This is a genomic window from bacterium (genome assembly GCA_016708025.1).
In the GTDB taxonomy this organism is placed as follows: domain Bacteria; phylum Zixibacteria; class MSB-5A5; order GN15; family FEB-12; genus FEB-12.
Map to the genome: position 1 here is coordinate 840,819 of JADJGQ010000002.1, position 18,859 is coordinate 859,677.

Sequence of the window (18,859 nt, forward strand, 5' to 3'; positions counted from 1 at the left end):
CAAGGACACAGCATGAAATTGGTCACCGCGGCTCAGATGCGAGCCATCGACCGCGAGACGATCGATAAATACGGTATTCCCGGCGCGACTCTCATGGAGACCGCCGGCCGGGGAATCTCCGACTATATTCTCACCAATCTGATCACTGGCGATCATCATTCGGTCGCCATCTTCTGCGGTAAAGGGAATAATGGCGGCGATGGCCTGGTGGTCGCCCGGTATCTGCTTGAAGCAGAAATTCCCGTGACGGTCTACATGCTTGGCGCGACCGCCGCGATGACCGAAGATGCCCGTCTCAATTACGACCGTGCTCTCCGAGTCGGCGTGCCGATGCAGGAAGTCAGCTCGCTCGCCGAACTCCCGGAAACACTCTCTGCAGATATCATTGTCGATGCGATCTTCGGCACCGGATTCACCGGCACTCCGAATGGTGTGGCGGCGCTGGCGATAGATTATATCAATCGCCAGGGAGAAACCGGTCGCGAGGTAGTCGCAGTGGACCTTCCGTCCGGACTCAATGCCGACACCGGGCTGTTTGAAGGCTCCGTCGTGCGAGCAACCCAAACCTGCACACTCGGACTTCCCAAATACGGACTTTATCTTTCGCCGGGCCGTGAACTGGCTGGCCGTCAGGTAGCGATCATTCCGATCGGAATTCCGGATGAACCGGTTGCGGCCATGGGGCTCCATCTGGATCTCACCACCGAAGATGATGTCAAACGCTGGCTTCCCGAACGCAAGCCGGATGGGCATAAGGGAGATTTCGGAAAGCTTTTTGTGCTGGCTGGTTCGACCGGTCTGACTGGTGCGGCCTGTCTTGCGGCACAATCAGCCATGCGCACCGGCACGGGATTGGTGAAGATCGGTTGTCCCTCGTCGCTTCTACCTATCATCTCCCTCAAAACGACCGAGCCAACCTCGGTTGCACTTCCCGAAGTAAAACGATACGGTGCGCTGGCTCTCCGGTCGCTCGGTGAGATCAGGCGCTATATGACAGAGCATGACGCGATCGTGATCGGTCCCGGAATAGGCAAACACCACGAAACCCGCGAGCTGATCCGCCGACTGATAGACAAACTGGAGATCCCCGCGATTCTGGATGCAGACGGGCTGAACGCCTTTGAGGGGGTTGTTGAACTTCTGGAGATGCGGTCGGGTAACGGGCCATTGGTCATTACACCGCATCCGGGGGAATTCCAGAGGCTGACCAATATGGTGGCGCCGCTGGATATCCATGCGAGATCACATATGGCGATCGAGTATGCCAAGCGGATGCGCGTGACACTTGTCCTCAAAGGGAGCCCCACTTTGGTGGCATCGGAAGAAGGCGCCTGTTATCTCAATCCGACCGGCAATTCAGGTATGGCGACCGGCGGGTCCGGCGATGTGCTGTCAGGAATGATCGGCGCATTGCTGGCGCAATCGGTAGAACCATTCAAGGCGGCAGTGACGGCTGTTTACCTGCATGGAGCGGCTGGTGATATTGCCGCGGATATGTTGACGGAACGTGCGATGATCGCGGGAGACATGATCGACTGCCTCCCGGAAGCATTCATGGCGCTGGAGAAGCGCTAGATATCGCTACGGTTCGCTCGCTGCCATCCGAAGAGGAAAGAGATCGAAATTCCAAACGTATTGTTTCCCTCTTTCGCCAGAGTCGCATTTGCTGAGAACGCCATTTTCGATTTTGGACCTGTCGGGTAAGCGACCGCAAAGTCGATCAGGCCAAATCCATAAGAGTATTCTCCCCGATAACCCATTCCATCGACCTTGGTCATACCGCCGCCGAATGAAGTGACGATCAGTGTTTCTTTGCCGACCGGGATCTGCAACGGAAGCACAACCCCGCCGGAATACGTCTTTATATCCGATGCGGCGCCGATCTGTCCGAAAAATCCCAGAGAGAGTTCTGAATCACCTCTGCCTCGTTTGGCCGGCCAGAAGGTAACACCGAAGCCGCCAAAGAACTTGCCTTCGTCGTTAATTGTCTGAGATCCGGCGGTGATACCAATATCGTAAATTCCATTCACCGAATATCCAAACGATGCACTTCCTCCCAGGATATCATCACTCCCCAGATAACCACCCATATTGAAGGCGGCGGCGCTTTCATTGCCGAGAATGTACTCTCCCTGGGCAAAGGAGTTCGTTGGGATCACAAAGGCGGACAGAAGTACGAGAAAGGTCGTACGGATCATGATTGACGTTTTCATATGGTCATTCCTTTCCAAATCGGCCGAAGACGATAGACACCATTCCGCCGGTAGCGCTGGCGTCCTCGACTGCGGTGTGTCCCACAGAAAAAACCAGACAACTCCTGGGATGAAGCGGAATTGCCAGACCGAGCCCGAGTGAGAGACTATACAGACGATCACTCTCGCTGTAGTAATACCCGCCCTTCTCGATTCCCCAGACAGATCCTAGCGAGAGAGAGGGGAGTAGGAAAGTTTTGCTTTCCGGGATGTTGATCCGTTTTGCCAAGCCGACGGAGACGGTCGATATTCCGTGACCGCTGGTACCTTCGAACGAACCGGAAAGACCAAGCGATAGCGGGTTGCCGCGACGACCTTCTTTCAACAGCCAGAAAGAGAGTTGGACACCTCCGACACCCTTATTCCAGCCACTCTTGTCCTGCCGGCCGTAGTACACTGCCAGATCAGCAATGCCTTTTATAGACGTACCCAAGGCGCCGTAGTAGTTGGTGACCTCGTTTCCCCCTGCGATGCCGGCCCCTAGCTGCCATCCACTGTTACTTCCCCAGAGATACTCACCTTGGGCGAAGACTGCTCCGGGAATGGCCAGGAGTAGTATGGCCAGGCAAAGAAATACTCTTGAACGATACATAGTCCGATCTCCTGGTATTAGAACATGAAGCCAATGTTGAATCTGGCACTACCGGTTTCACCGTGCTTTTCCACCTGAGGGAAGATCATGAAATGCGCCTTTCCCGTGCTCGGGAAGAGAATAGCGAGTCCGGCGCGGATCGCAATCTTGGCCTCAACGTCGCTGGAAATCGGCTTGGAGTAAAGAACTGTCAGGACCGGGGAGACCGGACTTGACCAATTGCCGATTGCATGGGAGATGGACAGTCCAACCCTGAAGATCCCATCCGGATCTTCTGCTCGATCAAAGCTATATACGCCGGCATCGGGGAGCAGAATATCAAACTCTGTTCGGATGGAAAGCGAGATAGGGTCCTTCGATTCCCGATTCTGTTTGATCACGGAGTAGCCAAAGTAGGTGGTGATCACATGACAGTTGTGGACAGTGGGAGTCAGTCCACCGACAGCGCTGTAACGCCCGCCGGCATCCAGTCGTCCCTGATGGGAATAGCCGAACTCGACGGACAATCCTTGAACCGAGCCATCACTGCCGAATGCAAAGGCCGGACCGACTGTCACGAGCGAACCGCTGGAACCATCAGCGAGCGAAACGGATTGGGAATAGGCGGAAGAGGCTCCCACCAGGCAGAGCAGAAACAAGAGGGTTGGACATTTCACCGTTACCTCCCGGAAAGCAGTACGATATTTCAGATATCATACTGCTTGATCGGGGATAAGTCAATCCGCTTTCCGGAGTAAGAGGAAACGGTCAGTTGCGGGAGGCAGCCAGATCCTTGAGGGAGAGCTTGCCATAGACCGCTTCGACTGCCACGCGGGCGTCGTTGAGGATGCCGATCGCACTGCGGCAGATCGGCTGCAGTTCGCCATTTTCAGAACGATCGCCGGTCTCCAACGGACCTTCGATCGCTTCAATGATCTTGAGGAAGCTGATCTCGTGTGAGGGGAGTCGAAGCGTGAAGCCACCCTTTGAGCCGCGATGGGCATTGACCAGTCGTGCCCGTGTCAATTGACGCATCACCTTCATCGTCGAATCATACGGCAGATTGCATTCACGACAGATCTCGCGAACCATAACTGGTCGCTCTGAATTTGCCGCAGCGAGATAGCCAAGCGCAGAGAGTCCGTACATCAACGAGGTACTGAGTTTCAGATCCATGCTGTCCGTCCAATGTTGTAAATGGTGCCCGTTTTGTCCACCGGTGTTTTCCAACTAGCCCCCGGCCAGACATTGACAAATTCGATTGGATTGAATGTTCATGCCGCTTACCACAGCTCTCGGGTGATGGTGATCGAGAAAATGGATATCCGCGGCCAAAAACTGACACATTAAACCATTTCTGTCGTCGCCCTGTCAATGCCTTTTTTGCCCACGTTTCGATACAAGTGATAGCGGCACGAGTATTCTCTATACGCTAAAAGTTGGACAGCCAGATAATGTAATCGACATTACTTTATTTCAGATTTCGAAATGTCGAGTGACGTGTTTGTGAAACCGATTGCGGCATTGACGTATAATGCAAGCGAGCGTGTACCAAGTTGACAATATAGGTATACGTACTCGCTGTTTTGTTTCGCGCTGATCATTTATGCGAAAATTATCGGTCGGTCGACTTTAGAGGTCCAATTTTTCACAGACGCAGGAATTGTTTCCACGGACAGGGCAAATCCCAGGAATTGAATCACTGGAATAGCGGATGATCACAGCTACGACAGGAGAATGTTGTTTGATTTACCGAATAAAAAAAGGCGGCCAGTGGCCGCCTTTCAGATCAGACTTCGTCAGCCCCGTGGCATTTTTTGTATTTTTTGCCGGAGCCGCAGGGACAGGGATCATTCCGTCCAACCCTGGCGAGATTGCGCTTGGCCGGTTGAGTTGATTGAGTCCCGGCCTGTGATGCGGCCGCCATCGGATTGGCGCCACCGGAAGCATCGGCTACCGCCGACTGGGCTTGCGAGGCAAGTCCCATGTTGGTGGAGTCGGCATGCGTGGCCACCATTGCCGGCTCGCGCCGGGTGGTTCGCGCCTGCTGTGGGACATTCACCTGCAGTTTGTAAACGAGGTTGACGATATCGCGGTCGATCTCGACGATCATCTCTTCGAACGTCTTGAACGCTTCGCGTTTGTAGATATCGATCGGCTTTCCCATGCCGCCATGGTAAGCGCGCAGTCCGATACCGGTGCGAAGTTCATCCATCTCCGCCAGATGATCGCGCCAGTGGCGATCGATCGTCGACAGCACGGCAAACCGCTCAAGCTGTCGCATGATGTCGCTGCCGTAGGCGGATTCTTTCTGGCGATAGATCCCCATCACCGCATTTTTCAGATGTTCTTTCAGCGATTCACGGTCCAGCTTGACCAGTTCTTCCTGGCTGACCGTGAACTGCAACAGGAAGATCTTGCGAAGGTCTTCCTGTACTCCCGAGATATTCCAGTTTTCGGGGTATTCTTTCTCGGCGCAGTGGGTGTCGATCAGGACATCCAGTACATTGTCGATCAATTCAAGAACTTCATCCTGGATCGACTCGCGTTCGAGCGCCGCGAGACGTCGTTCGTATATCCATTTGCGCTGGACATTCATGACGTCGTCATATTCCAGCGTATGTTTGCGGATAGCGAAGTTCTGGGTTTCCACTTTCTTCTGGGCCCGTTCGATCGCGCGCGTCACCATGGGGTGGGTGATCACTTCACCTTCCTTGACCCCGAGGCGATCCATGATGGAGCCAAGCCGGTCGCCGCCAAACAGCCGCATCAGATCGTCTTCAAGGGAGAGGTAGAAGATGGAAGATCCCGGGTCACCCTGACGTCCCGCACGACCGCGCAACTGCCGGTCGATCCGTCGGGACTCATGACGCTCTGTGCCGATGATATGGAGGCCGCCGACCTCAGTCACACCCTGGCCGAGCTTGATATCAGTACCGCGGCCGGCCATGTTGGTGGCGATGGTCACACCCTGGCGTCGGCCGGCATCGGCCACGATCTCCGCTTCTCGCTGGTGCTGTTTGGCGTTGAGGACATTGTGCGGGATCCCCTGGCGCTTGAGCATGCGCGACAAGGTTTCCGAGACCTCGACCGAGATCGTACCGACCAGCACCGGCTGACCTTCCTTGTACTTTGCGGTGATCTCTTCGATAATGGCGTTATATTTCTCTCGGCGAGTGCGGAAGATCTGGTCGTCCTGATCATCGCGAATACACTCCTGATTAGTCGGAATAACGGCGACATCGAGCTTGTAGATCTCCCAGAATTCGCCGGCCTCAGTTTCTGCGGTACCGGTCATACCGGCCAGCTTTTCGTACATGCGGAAATAGTTCTGGAGAGTGATCGTGGCGAGCGTCTGCGTCTCGGCCTCGATCCGAACTCCCTCTTTGGCCTCGATCGCCTGGTGCAGGCCGTCGGAGTACCGGCGTCCCGGAAGGATACGGCCGGTGAACTCATCGACGATCATCACCTTATCGTCCTGGATCACATACTCGACATCTTTTTCATACAGGGAGTATGCCCGCAGGAGCTGGTTGATGGCGTGGACTTTCTCTGAACGCTCGGCATGCAGTCGATAGTACTCGTCGGTCTTGGTTTTTCGCTCTTCCGGAGTCAGCCCCTCGTTACCGTCAAGTTCCGACAACAGGGTAGAGAGATCGGGGATCTCGAACAGCTTCTGAACATCGGTAGGGAATTGCGCATTCCCTTTGTCGGTGAGGGCGATAGAGTGCTCGCGCTCATCGATAAAGAAATAAAGTCGGTCATCGATCTCATGCAGTTTTTTATCGCGCATGTAGGCCGACTCGACATCGGTGATCAGCCGCTTCATCCCCTGTTCTTTGACCAGTTTAAGCAGTCGCTTGTTTTTCGGCGCGCCGCGCTGGGCTGCTAATAGAAGGCTGCCCGCCTCGAACTCGTTTTCCGCCTTCCCTTCCTGGATCATCGTCTCCGCCTGGGCGATCATGTCGTTGATCAACTGCGTCTGCTTGCGGACCAGGGTATCGACGGTCGATTTCATTTCCCGGTAACGGTCATGGACATTGGATTCCTCGACGATTCCCGAGATGATGAGCGGTGTGCGGGCCTCATCAACCAGGATCGAGTCAACCTCGTCGATAATCGCATAGTTGAAGTTGCGATGGACACGGTCTTCGGCGCGTTGCGCCATATTGTCACGAAGGTAGTCGAAGCCGAATTCGTTGGCGGTGCCGAAGGTGATATCTTTAGCGTATTGTTCGCGCCGCTCGAGGTTGTTCATCTGGTTTTGGATGACGCCAACTGTCAGGCCGAGGAATTCGTAGATCTTACCCATCCACTCGCGGTCGCGCATCGCCAGGTAATCGTTAACGGTGACGATATGCACGCCTTTGCCGGAAAGGGCGTTGAGGTAGGTCGGCAGGGTCGCCACCAGCGTTTTACCTTCACCCGTCGCCATTTCGGCGATCTTCCCCTGATGCAGTACCATGCCACCCATTAACTGGACATCGAAATGGACCATATTCCAGGTGGCGGATTGTCCGACCACGTTCCAGGCATGTCCGACATGCCGGCGGCATGCCTCTTTGACCAGGGCAAAGGCCTCGGTAGCGATCTCATCGAGCGTTTCGCCAGCGGCTACGCGACTCCGGAATTCGTCGGTTTTCGCCCGCAACTCGTCGTCGGAGAGCTTCTCGTACTCGGCAAAAAAGTCATTTATTTCATCCACGTAGGGGCGAAGTCGCTTGGCGTCCCGTTCGTGCTTGGTACCGAAAAGTTTGGTCAGAAAATTCTTCATGTCGTTGATCTGTCCATATTGCTGTTATAAACTGCCGGAAGGATAACATATCCAGTCGCGGAGTACAAATTATCTCTTCTGAAACCGGTCTGGGGACCGGAAGGTTGCATCCGGCCCAACTTTTTCAGGATCAAGGGATTATACACGACTCTGGGTGTGCGGCTCCAGTCATCAGATCAGATCGGAGCTATCAGGCTGTTGATAGTATGACACTTGCGGCAGTAATTGCTGTTACAGTATGACAGGAGGATTTTTCAATGCGAGAGCACTTCGATAACCTCTTTCGCTATAACGAGTGGGCCAACCGGCGGCTGTTTGTCAGGCTCCCTGAGGTAGTGGACAAAGATCCATTCACCCTGACGCTTTTCAGTCATCTGGTGATTGTAGAAAAGGTCTGGCTGAGCCGGATACTTCGAACCGGCGAAACTTTCGCTATCTGGGACCCGATTCCCCTGCCGGAATTGATCCGTCATCTCAATCAGGCGGCCCAGCAGTGGAGCCAGTATCTGTCCACGCTGACCGACCAGCAGTTCAAGCAACAGATTTCGTATGTGAACACCAAAGGGATAGCATTCCAGAACAGCCTGCAGGAGATTGCGACTCATACTATCAATCACTCGACCCACCATCGCGGCCAGATCATCGTGCTGATGCGGCGGGCCGGGATCGAACCGCCCGTATTGGACTATATCGTGCATGCCCGGAACGAATAGGCTCGGGACTCACCTATGCGCCTTTCTCCTTGCCGCAGTTCAGGCTGCCCCGTAGCTTAACCAGCATGGGAAGTCCGGAACCAGGAGTAGTCATTGGCACACAGGGGAAGTCGTTCGAAGTACGACTTCCGGATGGGCAACATCTCTCTTGTGAGGTTCGCCAGCGCGTTAAATTCCACACCGATCATCAGTCGCCTGTTACCGTGGGTGATGATGTTCTGGTAACGCGAGTCGACGAGTCCAACGGCGTCATCGAGAAAGTGCTGGACCGCCGGACCTCGTTTTTCCGTCCCGCCAAGGGGAAAGAGGGGACCAAGCAAGTTATTGCGGCCAATCTCGACCAGTTGGCAATTGTCAGTTCTGTCATCGCTCCGCCTCTCAAAACAGGCTTGATCGATCGGTTCCTGATCGCCGCGGAACTGGGAACACTTACACCCCTGATTATCATCAACAAGATCGATCTGGGGGAACCCGATGATCTGGATGGAGTCGTAAAGGAGTACCGCTCCCTGGGTTGCCAGATCGTGGCGACCTCGGCGCAATCCGGCCAGGGGATAGAGGAGTTGACCCGGCTGCTCACGGATCATCGAACGCTTTTTGTCGGCCATTCAGGGGTGGGGAAATCGACCCTCCTGAATTACCTGATTCCGGGACTCGACCTCAAGACCCGCCGACTTTCCGATCGAACCAACCGGGGTCAGCACACGACCACTACGATCAAGCTATATGAACTTCCGACCGGCGGATTTGCGGTCGATTCTCCGGGGCTCAAAGTGATGGGGCTCTGGGAAGTGCGCAAAGAGGACTTGGCCGACTACTACCCGGATTTCCGGAAATATCATATCAACTGCAAATTTCAGCCGTGCAGCCACCTTCATGAGCCGGGGTGCGCTGTACAGCAGGCGGTTGAAAAAGGGGAGATACGGCGCTTTCGATATGACAATTTCATCGCCATAGCGAACTCCCTTGAGGAGGAACCGTGGTGACTGTAGATTTGGGCTAAGTTACCGATATAGAAGAAGATGGCTAAGACAAGTCACATCGAATTTCGTGTCGGGGTGATCACCCTGCTCGGGTTTGCCCTCCTGCTGGCATCCCTCTATTGGCTGCAAGGCTACAAAATGGAGCGGAATGCCCAGCGGATAAAAGTCCTGTTTGGTGATGTCGGGACACTTTCCGCAGGCGACAGAGTAACTGTTTCCGGTGTCCACAAAGGGAAAGTGAACCAACTGCAGTTGACCGGCGAAGGGGTGATGGTGGAACTGCTGTTGTATCGCGATGTTGAACTGCACCGGGATGCCCAGTTCGTCATCAAAAACCTGGGTGTTATGGGCGAGCGATTTATCGCGATCCATCCGGGCGAAGCGATCGAACGATTTGACACTGCCATGGTGGCGATCGGCAAGGCAGAGGTCGGGATCCCCGAACTGATGGGGGTCGTGGGTGATATCGTGATCGAACTGCGCAACATGGTGAGTGGGATCCGTCAGACGGTCGCCTCAGATACCTCGCTGGCAAGATTCGACCGGACTGTCGCTAATCTGGAATCGCTTTCGAAGTCGCTGGTCGGTTTTATGGATCGCAACGAAGCAAAGCTCGATCGAACCAGCGACAATGTCGTCAAGGCGTCGCAACAGATGTCGGATCTGGTGGCCCGCAATGCCCAGATCGTTGATTCGACCATCCGCCAATTCCATCAACTGTCATTTGGTGTTGATACCCTGGTCCAAAACCTGGATACGCTTTCGTCTGATCTTCGGTATTTCGCCGATCAATTGAATAACGGCGATGGGACACTGCAGCTCATGATGAAAGACCGCCGCCTGTATGACGACTTGCGCGGCACCGCCGACAATATCGATGAACTGATCAGCGACATTCGCGCCAACCCGCAGAAATATATCAACCTGAAAGTAGAGATCTTTTAGCTTATGACCAGATTCCGCCTGGCAATTGGACTGCACAACCATCAACCGGTGGGGAATTTTGATCATGTGTTTGAAGAGGCTCACCAGCAGGCCTACAAACCTTTCCTCGAACTGCTAGCGCAATACCCGAAAGTCTCGCTCTCATTGCACCAGTCCGGCATCCTCTGGGACTGGCAGGAGAAACACCATCCGGAATATCTGGAGCAGGTGAAGCGGCTGGTCGCTGATGGTCGGATCGAATTGATGACCGGCGGTTTTTATGAACCGATCCTGACTTCCATCCCACAACGTGATCTGCGCGGTCAGATTGAAAAACTGACCGGGTTCCTGCGCAATCGGTTTAGTGCCGATATCTCCGGGCTTTGGCTCACCGAGCGAGTCTGGGAGCCGCATTTGCCGAAAGTTCTCGCCGAGTCCGGTGTCGGGTATCTGCCCGTTGATGATACGCATTTCCTCTTTGCCGGCATGGAGCGCTCCCAGTTGACCGGGCCGTTCGTGACCGAATTCGAAGGGGAGACTGTCACGCTACTTCCGATCCAGAAAAAGCTTCGCTACTTGATCCCGTTCGGCAAAGTAGAAGAGGTGATCAGCGAGCTAAAGCGTCAGGCGGAGATATCTCTCTCGGGTGTGGCGGTCTATGCCGATGATGGTGAGAAGTTCGGCGTCTGGCCCAACACGCACAAACATTGTTACGATGATCGCTGGCTGGCTGAGTTCTTTGAGGCTCTCGAACGAAACGCCGACTGGCTCGAAGTTGTCCCATTGAAGGTCGCGGCCGATATGACGCCGGTAGGGCGGGTATACCTTCCTTCGGCCTCTTACGAAGAGATGGGGCACTGGGCACTTCCAACTCCCGGATTCCTCAAGTACGAGGCATTTGAGCATTGGCTGAAGACGATGCAGAAGGCCGAGGAGCACGAGCGATTCGTGCGCGCAGGGCATTGGCGCGGATTTTTGACAAAATACGAAGAATCCAATCTGATGCACAAGAAGATGCTGGCTGTTTCCGAGCGGCTAGCGACTTTTGATAAAGCACATCCTGAAATGAACGCGCAACTGGAGCCGGTGCGCGATCGATTGTATGCGGCGCAGTGCAACTGCGCATATTGGCATGGCGTATTCGGGGGACTCTACTTGCCGCACCTTCGCCAGGCGATCTATGCCGCACTGTTGGAAGCAGAGTCAAAACTGAGGGAGCTTGCGCATACCCGAGTCGTGACGATCGCAGCCAAAGATCATGATGCGGATCGTCGCGATGAGATCCTGGTTGAGTCTGCGGCCTTCTCCGCCGTCTTTAAGCCGGATCGCGGCGGAATGCTGGTCGACCTTGGACTTCTCAGACATGCGTTTGACCTGACAGATACACTCGCGCGACGCAAGGAAGGGTACCACCGTAAACTGGCAGTGGCGCAGAGCGAGACCCCGCATGACGGGACCGCCTCTATCCATGACCTGGTAATTGCCAAGGAGCCGGGGCTCGAGAAGATACTTGTCGAGGACCAGTACTTGAAGCGCTGTTTTATCGATCATTTCCTCGCGGAGAAAACCTCGGTTGAGCTGTTCCAGTCGGCGCAGGTCGAAGAATTGGGAGACTTTGCCACCGGGGCATACGCGGCCGAGTTTGATGCAGATTCGGGACGGGTGACTCTGACGCGCGACGGAAAGGTTGGCTCCCACGGACGACAGCACGCGGTAAGGCTGACCAAAAACTTCTACTTCCTCGAAGAAGCCGACCGACTGGAGATCACATACGAGCTTCGGACTACCGATGGCTCAACCGTGTCGACTCATTTCGCGATTGAAAACAGTTTCAGCTTCCAAGCCGGTCATGCCCATGACCGCTACCTCCTGATCGACAGCCAGCGTCCGAGCGAATCATTCCTTGACTCTGTCGGTAGCCATCAGCAAGTCTCCAGTGTCGGCATGGTGGATGATTGGCGAGGTTTGGCGGTAGTGCTGCAATCGCAACGGGCCGGAGAGATCTGGCATCATCCTATACACACGGTCTCACTCTCCGAGGCTGGATTCGAGAAGGTCTATCAGGGAACCACGATTCTCAATTGCTTCCATATATCGATCTCACCCGAGCCGATGCAGATGAAATTCACCCTGCATGCCGGCAGTAAAGAGTCGGTTCTTCGTGAGATAGCCAGCTCAGCTCTGGCGGGCAATTTCTAGGGTTCTGGGTCGCCCACTTTTCTTTTGTGGGGAGGGGGGAATTGCCGTATCTTCTTCTCGTGCTTGAAGAACTGGCCTCGATCATTCAGCAGAGCCGTGCCGGCGTTGTATTAACCGGTGCCGGAATGTCGGCCGAATCCGGTGTCCCAACTTTCCGCGGGAACGAAGGGCTTTGGGCCAAGTTTCGCCCCGAAGACCTCGCCACCATGAACGCATTCATCGCCAACTCCAAGCTGGTCTGGGAATGGTACAACTGGCGCCGCGATCTTATTCGCCAGGTACAATCAAATGCGGGACATTATGCGCTGGTGGAACTAGCCGGTTGGTTCCCTTCGTTCACCCTGGTGACTCAGAATGTGGATAATCTGCATCGGATGGCCGGATCTGACCATGTGCTGGAGATCCATGGCAATATCCTGCGAAACAAGTGTGCGGACTGCAACCGTCCAATTGAGTTGGAGAACGAAATAGAGCCGTCAGCCATCCCAAAATGTCCAGCCTGCGGCGGGAAAATCCGCCCCGATGTTGTCTGGTTTGGCGAAATGCTCCCCGAAGAGACAATTCAGGCGGCCTTTGACGCCGCCGAGGCGGCGGATATTTTCTTTTCGATCGGGACCTCAGCTCTGGTTCACCCGGCAGCGACCCTCCCGGTTGTGGCCAAGCGGCATGGGGCGATATTGGTGGAGATCAACCCGGACGAAACGCCGCTTACCTCCCTGGCAGACTACTATTTTCCGGCGAAATCGGGTGAAATACTTCCCCAATTGGTGGAAAAGCTGTCGCAAGTCGGACGGGTTCAGTAAATTGGGGCATCCGGAACCGGTCCGGGGTGTACAACTGAGGAAGAAGCTACTTATAATCTCATGATGCTGCGCCGAACTACTCTTTTCACTGCTCTCTCGCTCCTGCTCCTCTATGGGCTGACAGGTTGTGTGTATTACAACACCTTCTACAATGCCAAGAAGGAATTCAACACGGCGGAAAAGATGCGGAAGCAGTCCGGCACCGGCAGCCAGTCGAGCTACAAGAATGCGATCGAGAAGTCTCTCAAGGTGCTCGAAGATCACCCGAATTCCAAGTATTACGATGACGCGCTCTATGTTGTAGGGGCCTCGTACTATCATACCCAGCAGTACTCCAAGGCAGAACGCCGATTCCGCGAGCTGCTGGCTAACTTTCCGGAATCCGAGTTTGCCCGGCAGTCGATGGTCTATCTCGCGCAGTCCAAACTGAAGCTGAGCGACCATGATGCCGCGATCGAGCTGTTCGAAGAGATCTTCGCCGGAGACTATGACAAGTCCTACAAGGCGGATGCCGCCATGGAGTTGGGGCTGTATCATGCCGAAGAGAAGGACCCGGAACGGGCGCGCGGATTCTTTCTCTCTATCCGCGATTCTTTAGGCAACGATCAGCAGAAATTGACTGCCCAGAGCCACCTGGCGGACAGCTATTTCGATCAATTCGCTTTTTCCGACGCTCTCAAGGCATATCTGCAGATCCTCGGGATGAAGCCGGACAAAAATCTGAAATATCGCGCATTGCACCGCTCGGCCGTCTGCTCGTATCGCCTCCAACGGATCAACACCGGTCTTGATTATCTGGATGAATTAGCCAAGGATCAGATCTATTATGATTCGCTCGGCGCTATCAAGTTGACCAAAGCGACCGGATATGAATACCTGGGTGACCTTTCGATGGCTGAAGCGACCTACGAAGATGTCATCAGTACATCGGATAACAACAACTGGTCAACTATCGCCAACTATCAGCTTGGCCTGATCTACCAGTTTGATTACGACGACCTGACGACAGCCAAAGAATATTATGACAAGGCGGTCAGGGGGAATCAGAGTCTCGATGCGGGGAAAGACGCGGTGCAGCGCTCGGCGGATATCGCCAAACTGCAGATGATCGAAGCGAAGCAGAAGGCGAATCGCGAGGCGGATGAAGAAGCCAGGAAAGAAGCTCTCAAGAAGAAAAGCGATTCCACGGCCGTACCAAGCGCAACTCGCGATACAACACTGCCCGCAGACTCCACCGAACCTCTGACCGATTCGGTAACGGTCGACTCGCTGTTTGAGACGGTGGATGAGGTCGACTCGATTGCCATCAACGCAGCTGCGGATTCGCTGGAAAACCTGACCAGGATGGCGGATTCGTTGGTTGCCGACAGTGTCAGTAATGCGGCGCGACTGGCGGACTCGTTGATTGCAGACAGTGTCAAAAATGCGGCGCGACTGGCGGATTCATTGATCGCAGACAGTATCAGGAATGCGGCTCAAGCGACTGACACCGTCAGCGCGGTTTCGGTTGATTCCCTGATCCGTATTGTGAATAATGCAGATACCGTTACTTCTGATTCTCTCGCTCCAGCGGTTGTGCCGACCGATTCCCTGAGCATTGACTCTCTGACGCCTGCGGTGATGCCGGATTCCGGGGCAGTCGATTCCACTCTTACAGATTCGACAAAAGCGACCAGCGATGCAGAAGAGATCGCGCAGCAGTCACAGCGAATGAAGGCAATGCAGCAGACTCCAACACTAGCCAAAGCAGCTCCCACGCCCGAACAGCAGGCAAGAGCGGATTCAATTGCCGCCGAGCGCAAGCGCGTCGCCAAACTGGAAGCGGATGCGGATATCATTTTCCAATTGGCCGAACTGTATTGGTTCCAGCTCAATAAGCCGGATTCGGCGATTGCGGAGCTGAAGGGGTTGATCAGCGACTACTCCACAACTTCATACGCCCCTCGCGCCATGCTGGCGCTCAGCACCATGTACCGGGAACATCTGACCGACACACTGGGTGCAGACTCGATCCTGCAGGAAGCATACCGGATCTATGCTAATACTGACTATGCGCCGGAAATTCTTGGATTGATGGGAAAAGTCGGGACCACTGAGGATAAGGGATATCCGGAATATTACTATCGTCTGGCCGAGAATTACCTGATCGATTCGAGCAATGCCGACTCGGCCCGCTACTACTATCAGTACATCATCGACAGTTTCCCGAACTCGTCACTTGGCGTACAGGCGCGCTTCAACATCGCTTATATTCTGGAGAATTATCAATCTCCTGGTGATTCCTCAGTGATCTTTGCCTATGAAGCGATTATCGACTCGTTCCCGGGCACTCCGCAGGCGCAGGAGGCAGAAAAGCGGATCACCTATAAGGCGCCCGCCAAAAAGCAGTATATTCAGCCGGACAAGGTCAAAGAATCGGAACGGGATGATATCAAGCAAGGCGATCCGCAGGTTGCGACGCCGATCAAGACCGACGAGGCCGACACGACCGGGCGGTATATCGACCCCAAAGAGCGGATCTACAAGGGGCCGAAAGATGAGCAATTGATCCTACTCGATATCAAGCCTATCGAAACTCGCATCGAATTTGACTATCCCGCTGAAGCTTCGAGCATCGAAGGTTACCAGTTTGAGGTCTATTTCCAGATCTTGCTTGATTTTTCGGGTAAGGTGATTGATTTTGAGCTAAAATCACCGGCGCCTCACGACGAAATCAATCGTCGTGCGGAACTGACCGTCGGCTCCATGTCGTTTGACCCGCTGGAGGTCAACAAGGAGTTGACACGGAAGTCTGAGATGATCACTCTTCCGGAGGATCAGGAAGATCCGCGGGGACGCTGGTACGTGTACAAATACATCGTTGAAAAACCGGATTACTTGAAATGATTCGACCATCCTGTGAGGAAACCCGCCTACTCCGTCACCGTGATCTCTCACACAATTATTTCTCCCTGACTTTCGGACCATACACTCGCGCCAAAGAATGCCGCCCCGGCAGTTTCATCCATGTGCGCCTGCCGCACACCGATGTTTATTTCCGGCGCGCGATGTCGGTTGCTGCGATCGATCCGAAAAAGAAAGAAATAGAGATCATCTTTAAGGTGTTCGGACGTGGGACGACACTGCTGTCGCAATTCAGCAAAGACCAGTCGATCGACATCCTCGGTCCGCTGGGAGTCCCTTTTGCTCTCCCCAAAAAGAATGAACGAGTGATCATGGTGGCAGGCGGCGTCGGCTTTCCGCCGCTGATGTATCTGGCCACCGACATGGTCGCCAGAGGATATGATCCGAAAAAGATCGAGTTCTTTTACGGTGGCCGCTCGGAGGGAGATATCATTGAGCGGACCCGTATCAAAAAACTTGGCGTCAATTTGCATGTCGCCACCGACGATGGATCGGCCGGCGTCAAGGGGCTGGTGACCAAACCGGTCGAGAAGTTCCTGCAGGAGCATGGTGACGAAAACCTTCGCATGTACGGCTGCGGTCCGGAAGCGATGCTGAAAGCGACCAATGACCTTGGGATCAAATACCAGACAGCCGGACAGCTTTCACTCGAAGCACCAATGCCGTGTGGTATCGGCGTCTGTCTCGGTTGCGTGGTGAAAACCACTGCCGGTGAATATGTCCGTGTTTGTGTCGAAGGACCCGTCTTTAATATCGGTGAGGTGCAGCTATGACTCCCGATATTCGCGTCTCGATTGCCGGTGTTGATTTCGTCAATCCGCTCATGACCGCCTCCGGTTGCTGTGGATATGGCGAAGAACTGGCAAATGTCTTTCCGCTCTCAAAGTTGGGAGCACTGGTGACGAAGTCGATCACGCAGAAGCCACGCATGGGACACCGTCCGCCCCGCACAGCAGAAACCGCCTCGGGGATGCTCAACGCTATCGGCCTGGCAAATGTCGGGATCGATGCGTTTTTGACCGACAAACTCCCCTGGCTCGAAACGCAGCCAACCAAGGTGATCGTCAATGTCGCCGGATCATCTATCAAAGAGTATGTTGATGTTTCCGCGCGCCTGGCCGATTCACCGCGCGTCGATATGATCGAACTGAATATCTCCTGTCCGAATGTTGACAAAGGCGGGATCGAGTTCGGCGTTGATCCGGTGATGACCGAGAAATGTGTCTCAGAAGTTCGCGCCGTTTTCAAACGTCCGATCATCGCCAAGCTTGGCCCGAATGTCACCGATATCACGGCGATCGCCCGGGCGGCCGAAGCTGGTGGCGCCAATGCACTGGCGATCATGAATTCGGCATTCGGAACCTCAGCCGATATCGAGACCTGGCGCCCACGCTTGACCAATAATCGCGGCGGCCTGACCGGCCCGGCGATCAAGCCGATGGCCTTGTTGATGGTTGATGTCGTCTATCGCAGTGGAGTGAAACTCCCGATCATCGGGATCGGCGGCATCGCCACCTGGCAGGATGTCGTCGAGTTCATGTTGTTCGGAGCGACCGCCGTGCAGATCGGGACACATCTGTTTGTCGAGCCCGATTCGCCGGTCAAGATCGCGACCGGGCTCAAAGCATATATGAAGCGCAGAAAACTGGCCACGGTCGCTGACCTGGTCGGTAAAGTACAGAGGTGGTAATGTCAGCCGTTCGCAATCTCCTCAAGATACAGCAGAAAAATCGTTCGATGATCTGTCTCGGGTTGGATCTCGACCCCAAGAAGATGCCATCGGAATACTCCGGTTCGGCCAAGGGGCTCTTTGATTTTGCACATCGAATCATCGATGCTACCGCAGATCTGGTCTGTGCCTACAAGCCGAACATGGCTTTTTATGAATCGCTTGGCCCGGATGGTTTGTCATTACTCAAGGTGATCCGCGATCGGATCCCGGAAGAGATCCCGGTCATCATGGATGGAAAACGTGGGGATATCGGCAACACGGCGCAGTATTATGCCGAAGCGATGTATGATCGCTACCGCGCAGACTGGGTGACGCTGAACCCTTATATGGGGTATGATTCATTGCGGCCATTTCTGGAGTTCAAAGATAAGGGAGCGTTCATTCTCTGCCTGACCTCCAACCCCGGCTCTAAGGATTTTCAGTTGCTGGAGATCGACCAGAAACCGCTTTATCTGCATGTCGCGGAAAAAGTGCTCTACTGGAACAAAGAAGGGAATTGCGGATTGGTGGTCGGCGCAACGCATCCGGATCAGCTCAAAGGGATTCGCGATGTTGCCGGTGAGATGCCGTTCCTGATCCCCGGAGTCGGAGCACAGGGAGGCTCGCTGGAAGAAGCCGCTATTTTAGGGAGCGACAATTTCCGCAAACCGGCGGTGATCAATGTCTCGCGCTCGGTGTTGTATGCGTCGAGCGACAAGGATTTTGCCCAGCGGGCACGGGCGGAGCTGGAGCGTCTCAATGCGCAGGTGACACAACTTCGGGCGAAAGTCTTCCAGAACCAGCCGGCACCACCGCCACCGGTCGAACCAGCCGCCGAATCGACAGATGCCCCGCAAGCTGTTTCACCCGAACCGAATACGGGCGAACAGCCTGAACGCAACAACCCGGCTCCGAATTGATCATAATAGCATACCGCGCGGCACCTTTGCGGCGCGGTCAGAGCCGGTCCGAATCAGCACTTTTCCGGGTTCCATCCTCTTCTGATTATCGTATACTTATTATAT

Annotated in this window: 15 protein-coding genes; 10 read left to right on the forward strand and 5 right to left on the reverse strand. The window is 54.6% G+C overall.

The features are described 5' to 3' along the window. Positions 1-12 precede the first annotated feature (12 nt). Complete coding sequence (locus tag IPH75_09890; GenBank protein ID MBK7142379.1) at positions 13-1,575, forward strand: NAD(P)H-hydrate dehydratase; 1,563 nt, start codon at positions 13-15, stop codon at positions 1,573-1,575. Here IPH75_09890 and IPH75_09895 read toward each other — a convergent pair. The 5 genes from IPH75_09895 to secA all read right to left on the reverse strand — a co-directional run bounded on the left by IPH75_09895 (position 1,572) and on the right by secA (position 7,597). Further along, on the reverse strand, positions 1,572-2,213 hold the full coding sequence (locus IPH75_09895) for a hypothetical protein (GenBank protein ID MBK7142380.1): 642 nt from the start codon (positions 2,211-2,213) through the stop codon (positions 1,572-1,574). The genes IPH75_09890 and IPH75_09895 overlap by 4 nt on opposite strands. 4 nt (positions 2,214-2,217) lie before the next feature. Beyond that, positions 2,218-2,844: a hypothetical protein gene (locus IPH75_09900; GenBank protein MBK7142381.1), complete on the reverse strand. Its 627-nt coding sequence runs from the start codon at positions 2,842-2,844 to the stop codon at positions 2,218-2,220. Between the two features lie 17 nt (positions 2,845-2,861). After that, the gene (locus tag IPH75_09905) at positions 2,862-3,500 is read right to left on the reverse strand and encodes a hypothetical protein (protein ID MBK7142382.1); all 639 of its coding nucleotides are present in this window, start codon (positions 3,498-3,500) and stop codon (positions 2,862-2,864) included. Positions 3,501-3,591: 91 nt separating this feature from the next. Next, a complete protein-coding gene (locus tag IPH75_09910) occupies positions 3,592-3,999 on the reverse strand; it encodes an Rrf2 family transcriptional regulator (protein ID MBK7142383.1) in 408 nt (135 codons plus the stop codon). A 613-nt stretch (positions 4,000-4,612) separates the two neighbouring features. Beyond that, a complete protein-coding gene (secA, locus tag IPH75_09915; protein MBK7142384.1) occupies positions 4,613-7,597 on the reverse strand; it encodes a preprotein translocase subunit SecA in 2,985 nt (994 codons plus the stop codon). Between the two features lie 257 nt (positions 7,598-7,854). Between secA and IPH75_09920 the strand changes: the two genes are divergently transcribed. The 9 genes from IPH75_09920 to pyrF all read left to right on the forward strand — a co-directional run bounded on the left by IPH75_09920 (position 7,855) and on the right by pyrF (position 18,754). Continuing rightward, entirely contained in the window at positions 7,855-8,310 is a 456-nt protein-coding gene (locus IPH75_09920; GenBank protein ID MBK7142385.1) for a DinB family protein, read from the forward strand. 65 nt (positions 8,311-8,375) lie between these two features. Then, a complete protein-coding gene (rsgA, locus tag IPH75_09925; protein MBK7142386.1) occupies positions 8,376-9,296 on the forward strand; it encodes a ribosome small subunit-dependent GTPase A in 921 nt (306 codons plus the stop codon). Positions 9,297-9,332: 36 nt separating this feature from the next. After that, positions 9,333-10,238 (forward strand): MCE family protein, encoded by a 906-nt coding sequence (locus IPH75_09930; protein MBK7142387.1) that lies wholly within the window; start codon positions 9,333-9,335, stop codon positions 10,236-10,238. Positions 10,239-10,241: 3 nt separating this feature from the next. Beyond that, a complete protein-coding gene (locus IPH75_09935; protein MBK7142388.1) occupies positions 10,242-12,416 on the forward strand; it encodes a DUF1926 domain-containing protein in 2,175 nt (724 codons plus the stop codon). Between the two features lie 59 nt (positions 12,417-12,475). After that, positions 12,476-13,219 carry an NAD-dependent deacylase gene (locus IPH75_09940; GenBank protein ID MBK7142389.1) on the forward strand — a complete coding sequence of 248 codons (744 nt, stop codon included), beginning with the start codon at positions 12,476-12,478 and terminating at the stop codon, positions 13,217-13,219. Between the two features lie 60 nt (positions 13,220-13,279). Continuing rightward, complete coding sequence (locus IPH75_09945) at positions 13,280-16,105, forward strand: tetratricopeptide repeat protein (protein MBK7142390.1); 2,826 nt, start codon at positions 13,280-13,282, stop codon at positions 16,103-16,105. Beyond that, a complete protein-coding gene (locus IPH75_09950) occupies positions 16,102-16,896 on the forward strand; it encodes a dihydroorotate dehydrogenase electron transfer subunit (protein MBK7142391.1) in 795 nt (264 codons plus the stop codon). The genes IPH75_09945 and IPH75_09950 overlap by 4 nt, the downstream gene beginning before the upstream one ends. Further along, the gene (locus IPH75_09955) at positions 16,893-17,813 is read left to right on the forward strand and encodes a dihydroorotate dehydrogenase (GenBank protein MBK7142392.1); all 921 of its coding nucleotides are present in this window, start codon (positions 16,893-16,895) and stop codon (positions 17,811-17,813) included. Before IPH75_09950 ends, IPH75_09955 begins: the two co-directional genes overlap by 4 nt. Beyond that, positions 17,813-18,754: an orotidine-5'-phosphate decarboxylase gene (gene pyrF, locus IPH75_09960; protein MBK7142393.1), complete on the forward strand. Its 942-nt coding sequence runs from the start codon at positions 17,813-17,815 to the stop codon at positions 18,752-18,754. The genes IPH75_09955 and pyrF overlap by 1 nt, the downstream gene beginning before the upstream one ends. Positions 18,755-18,859: the final 105 nt, after the last annotated feature.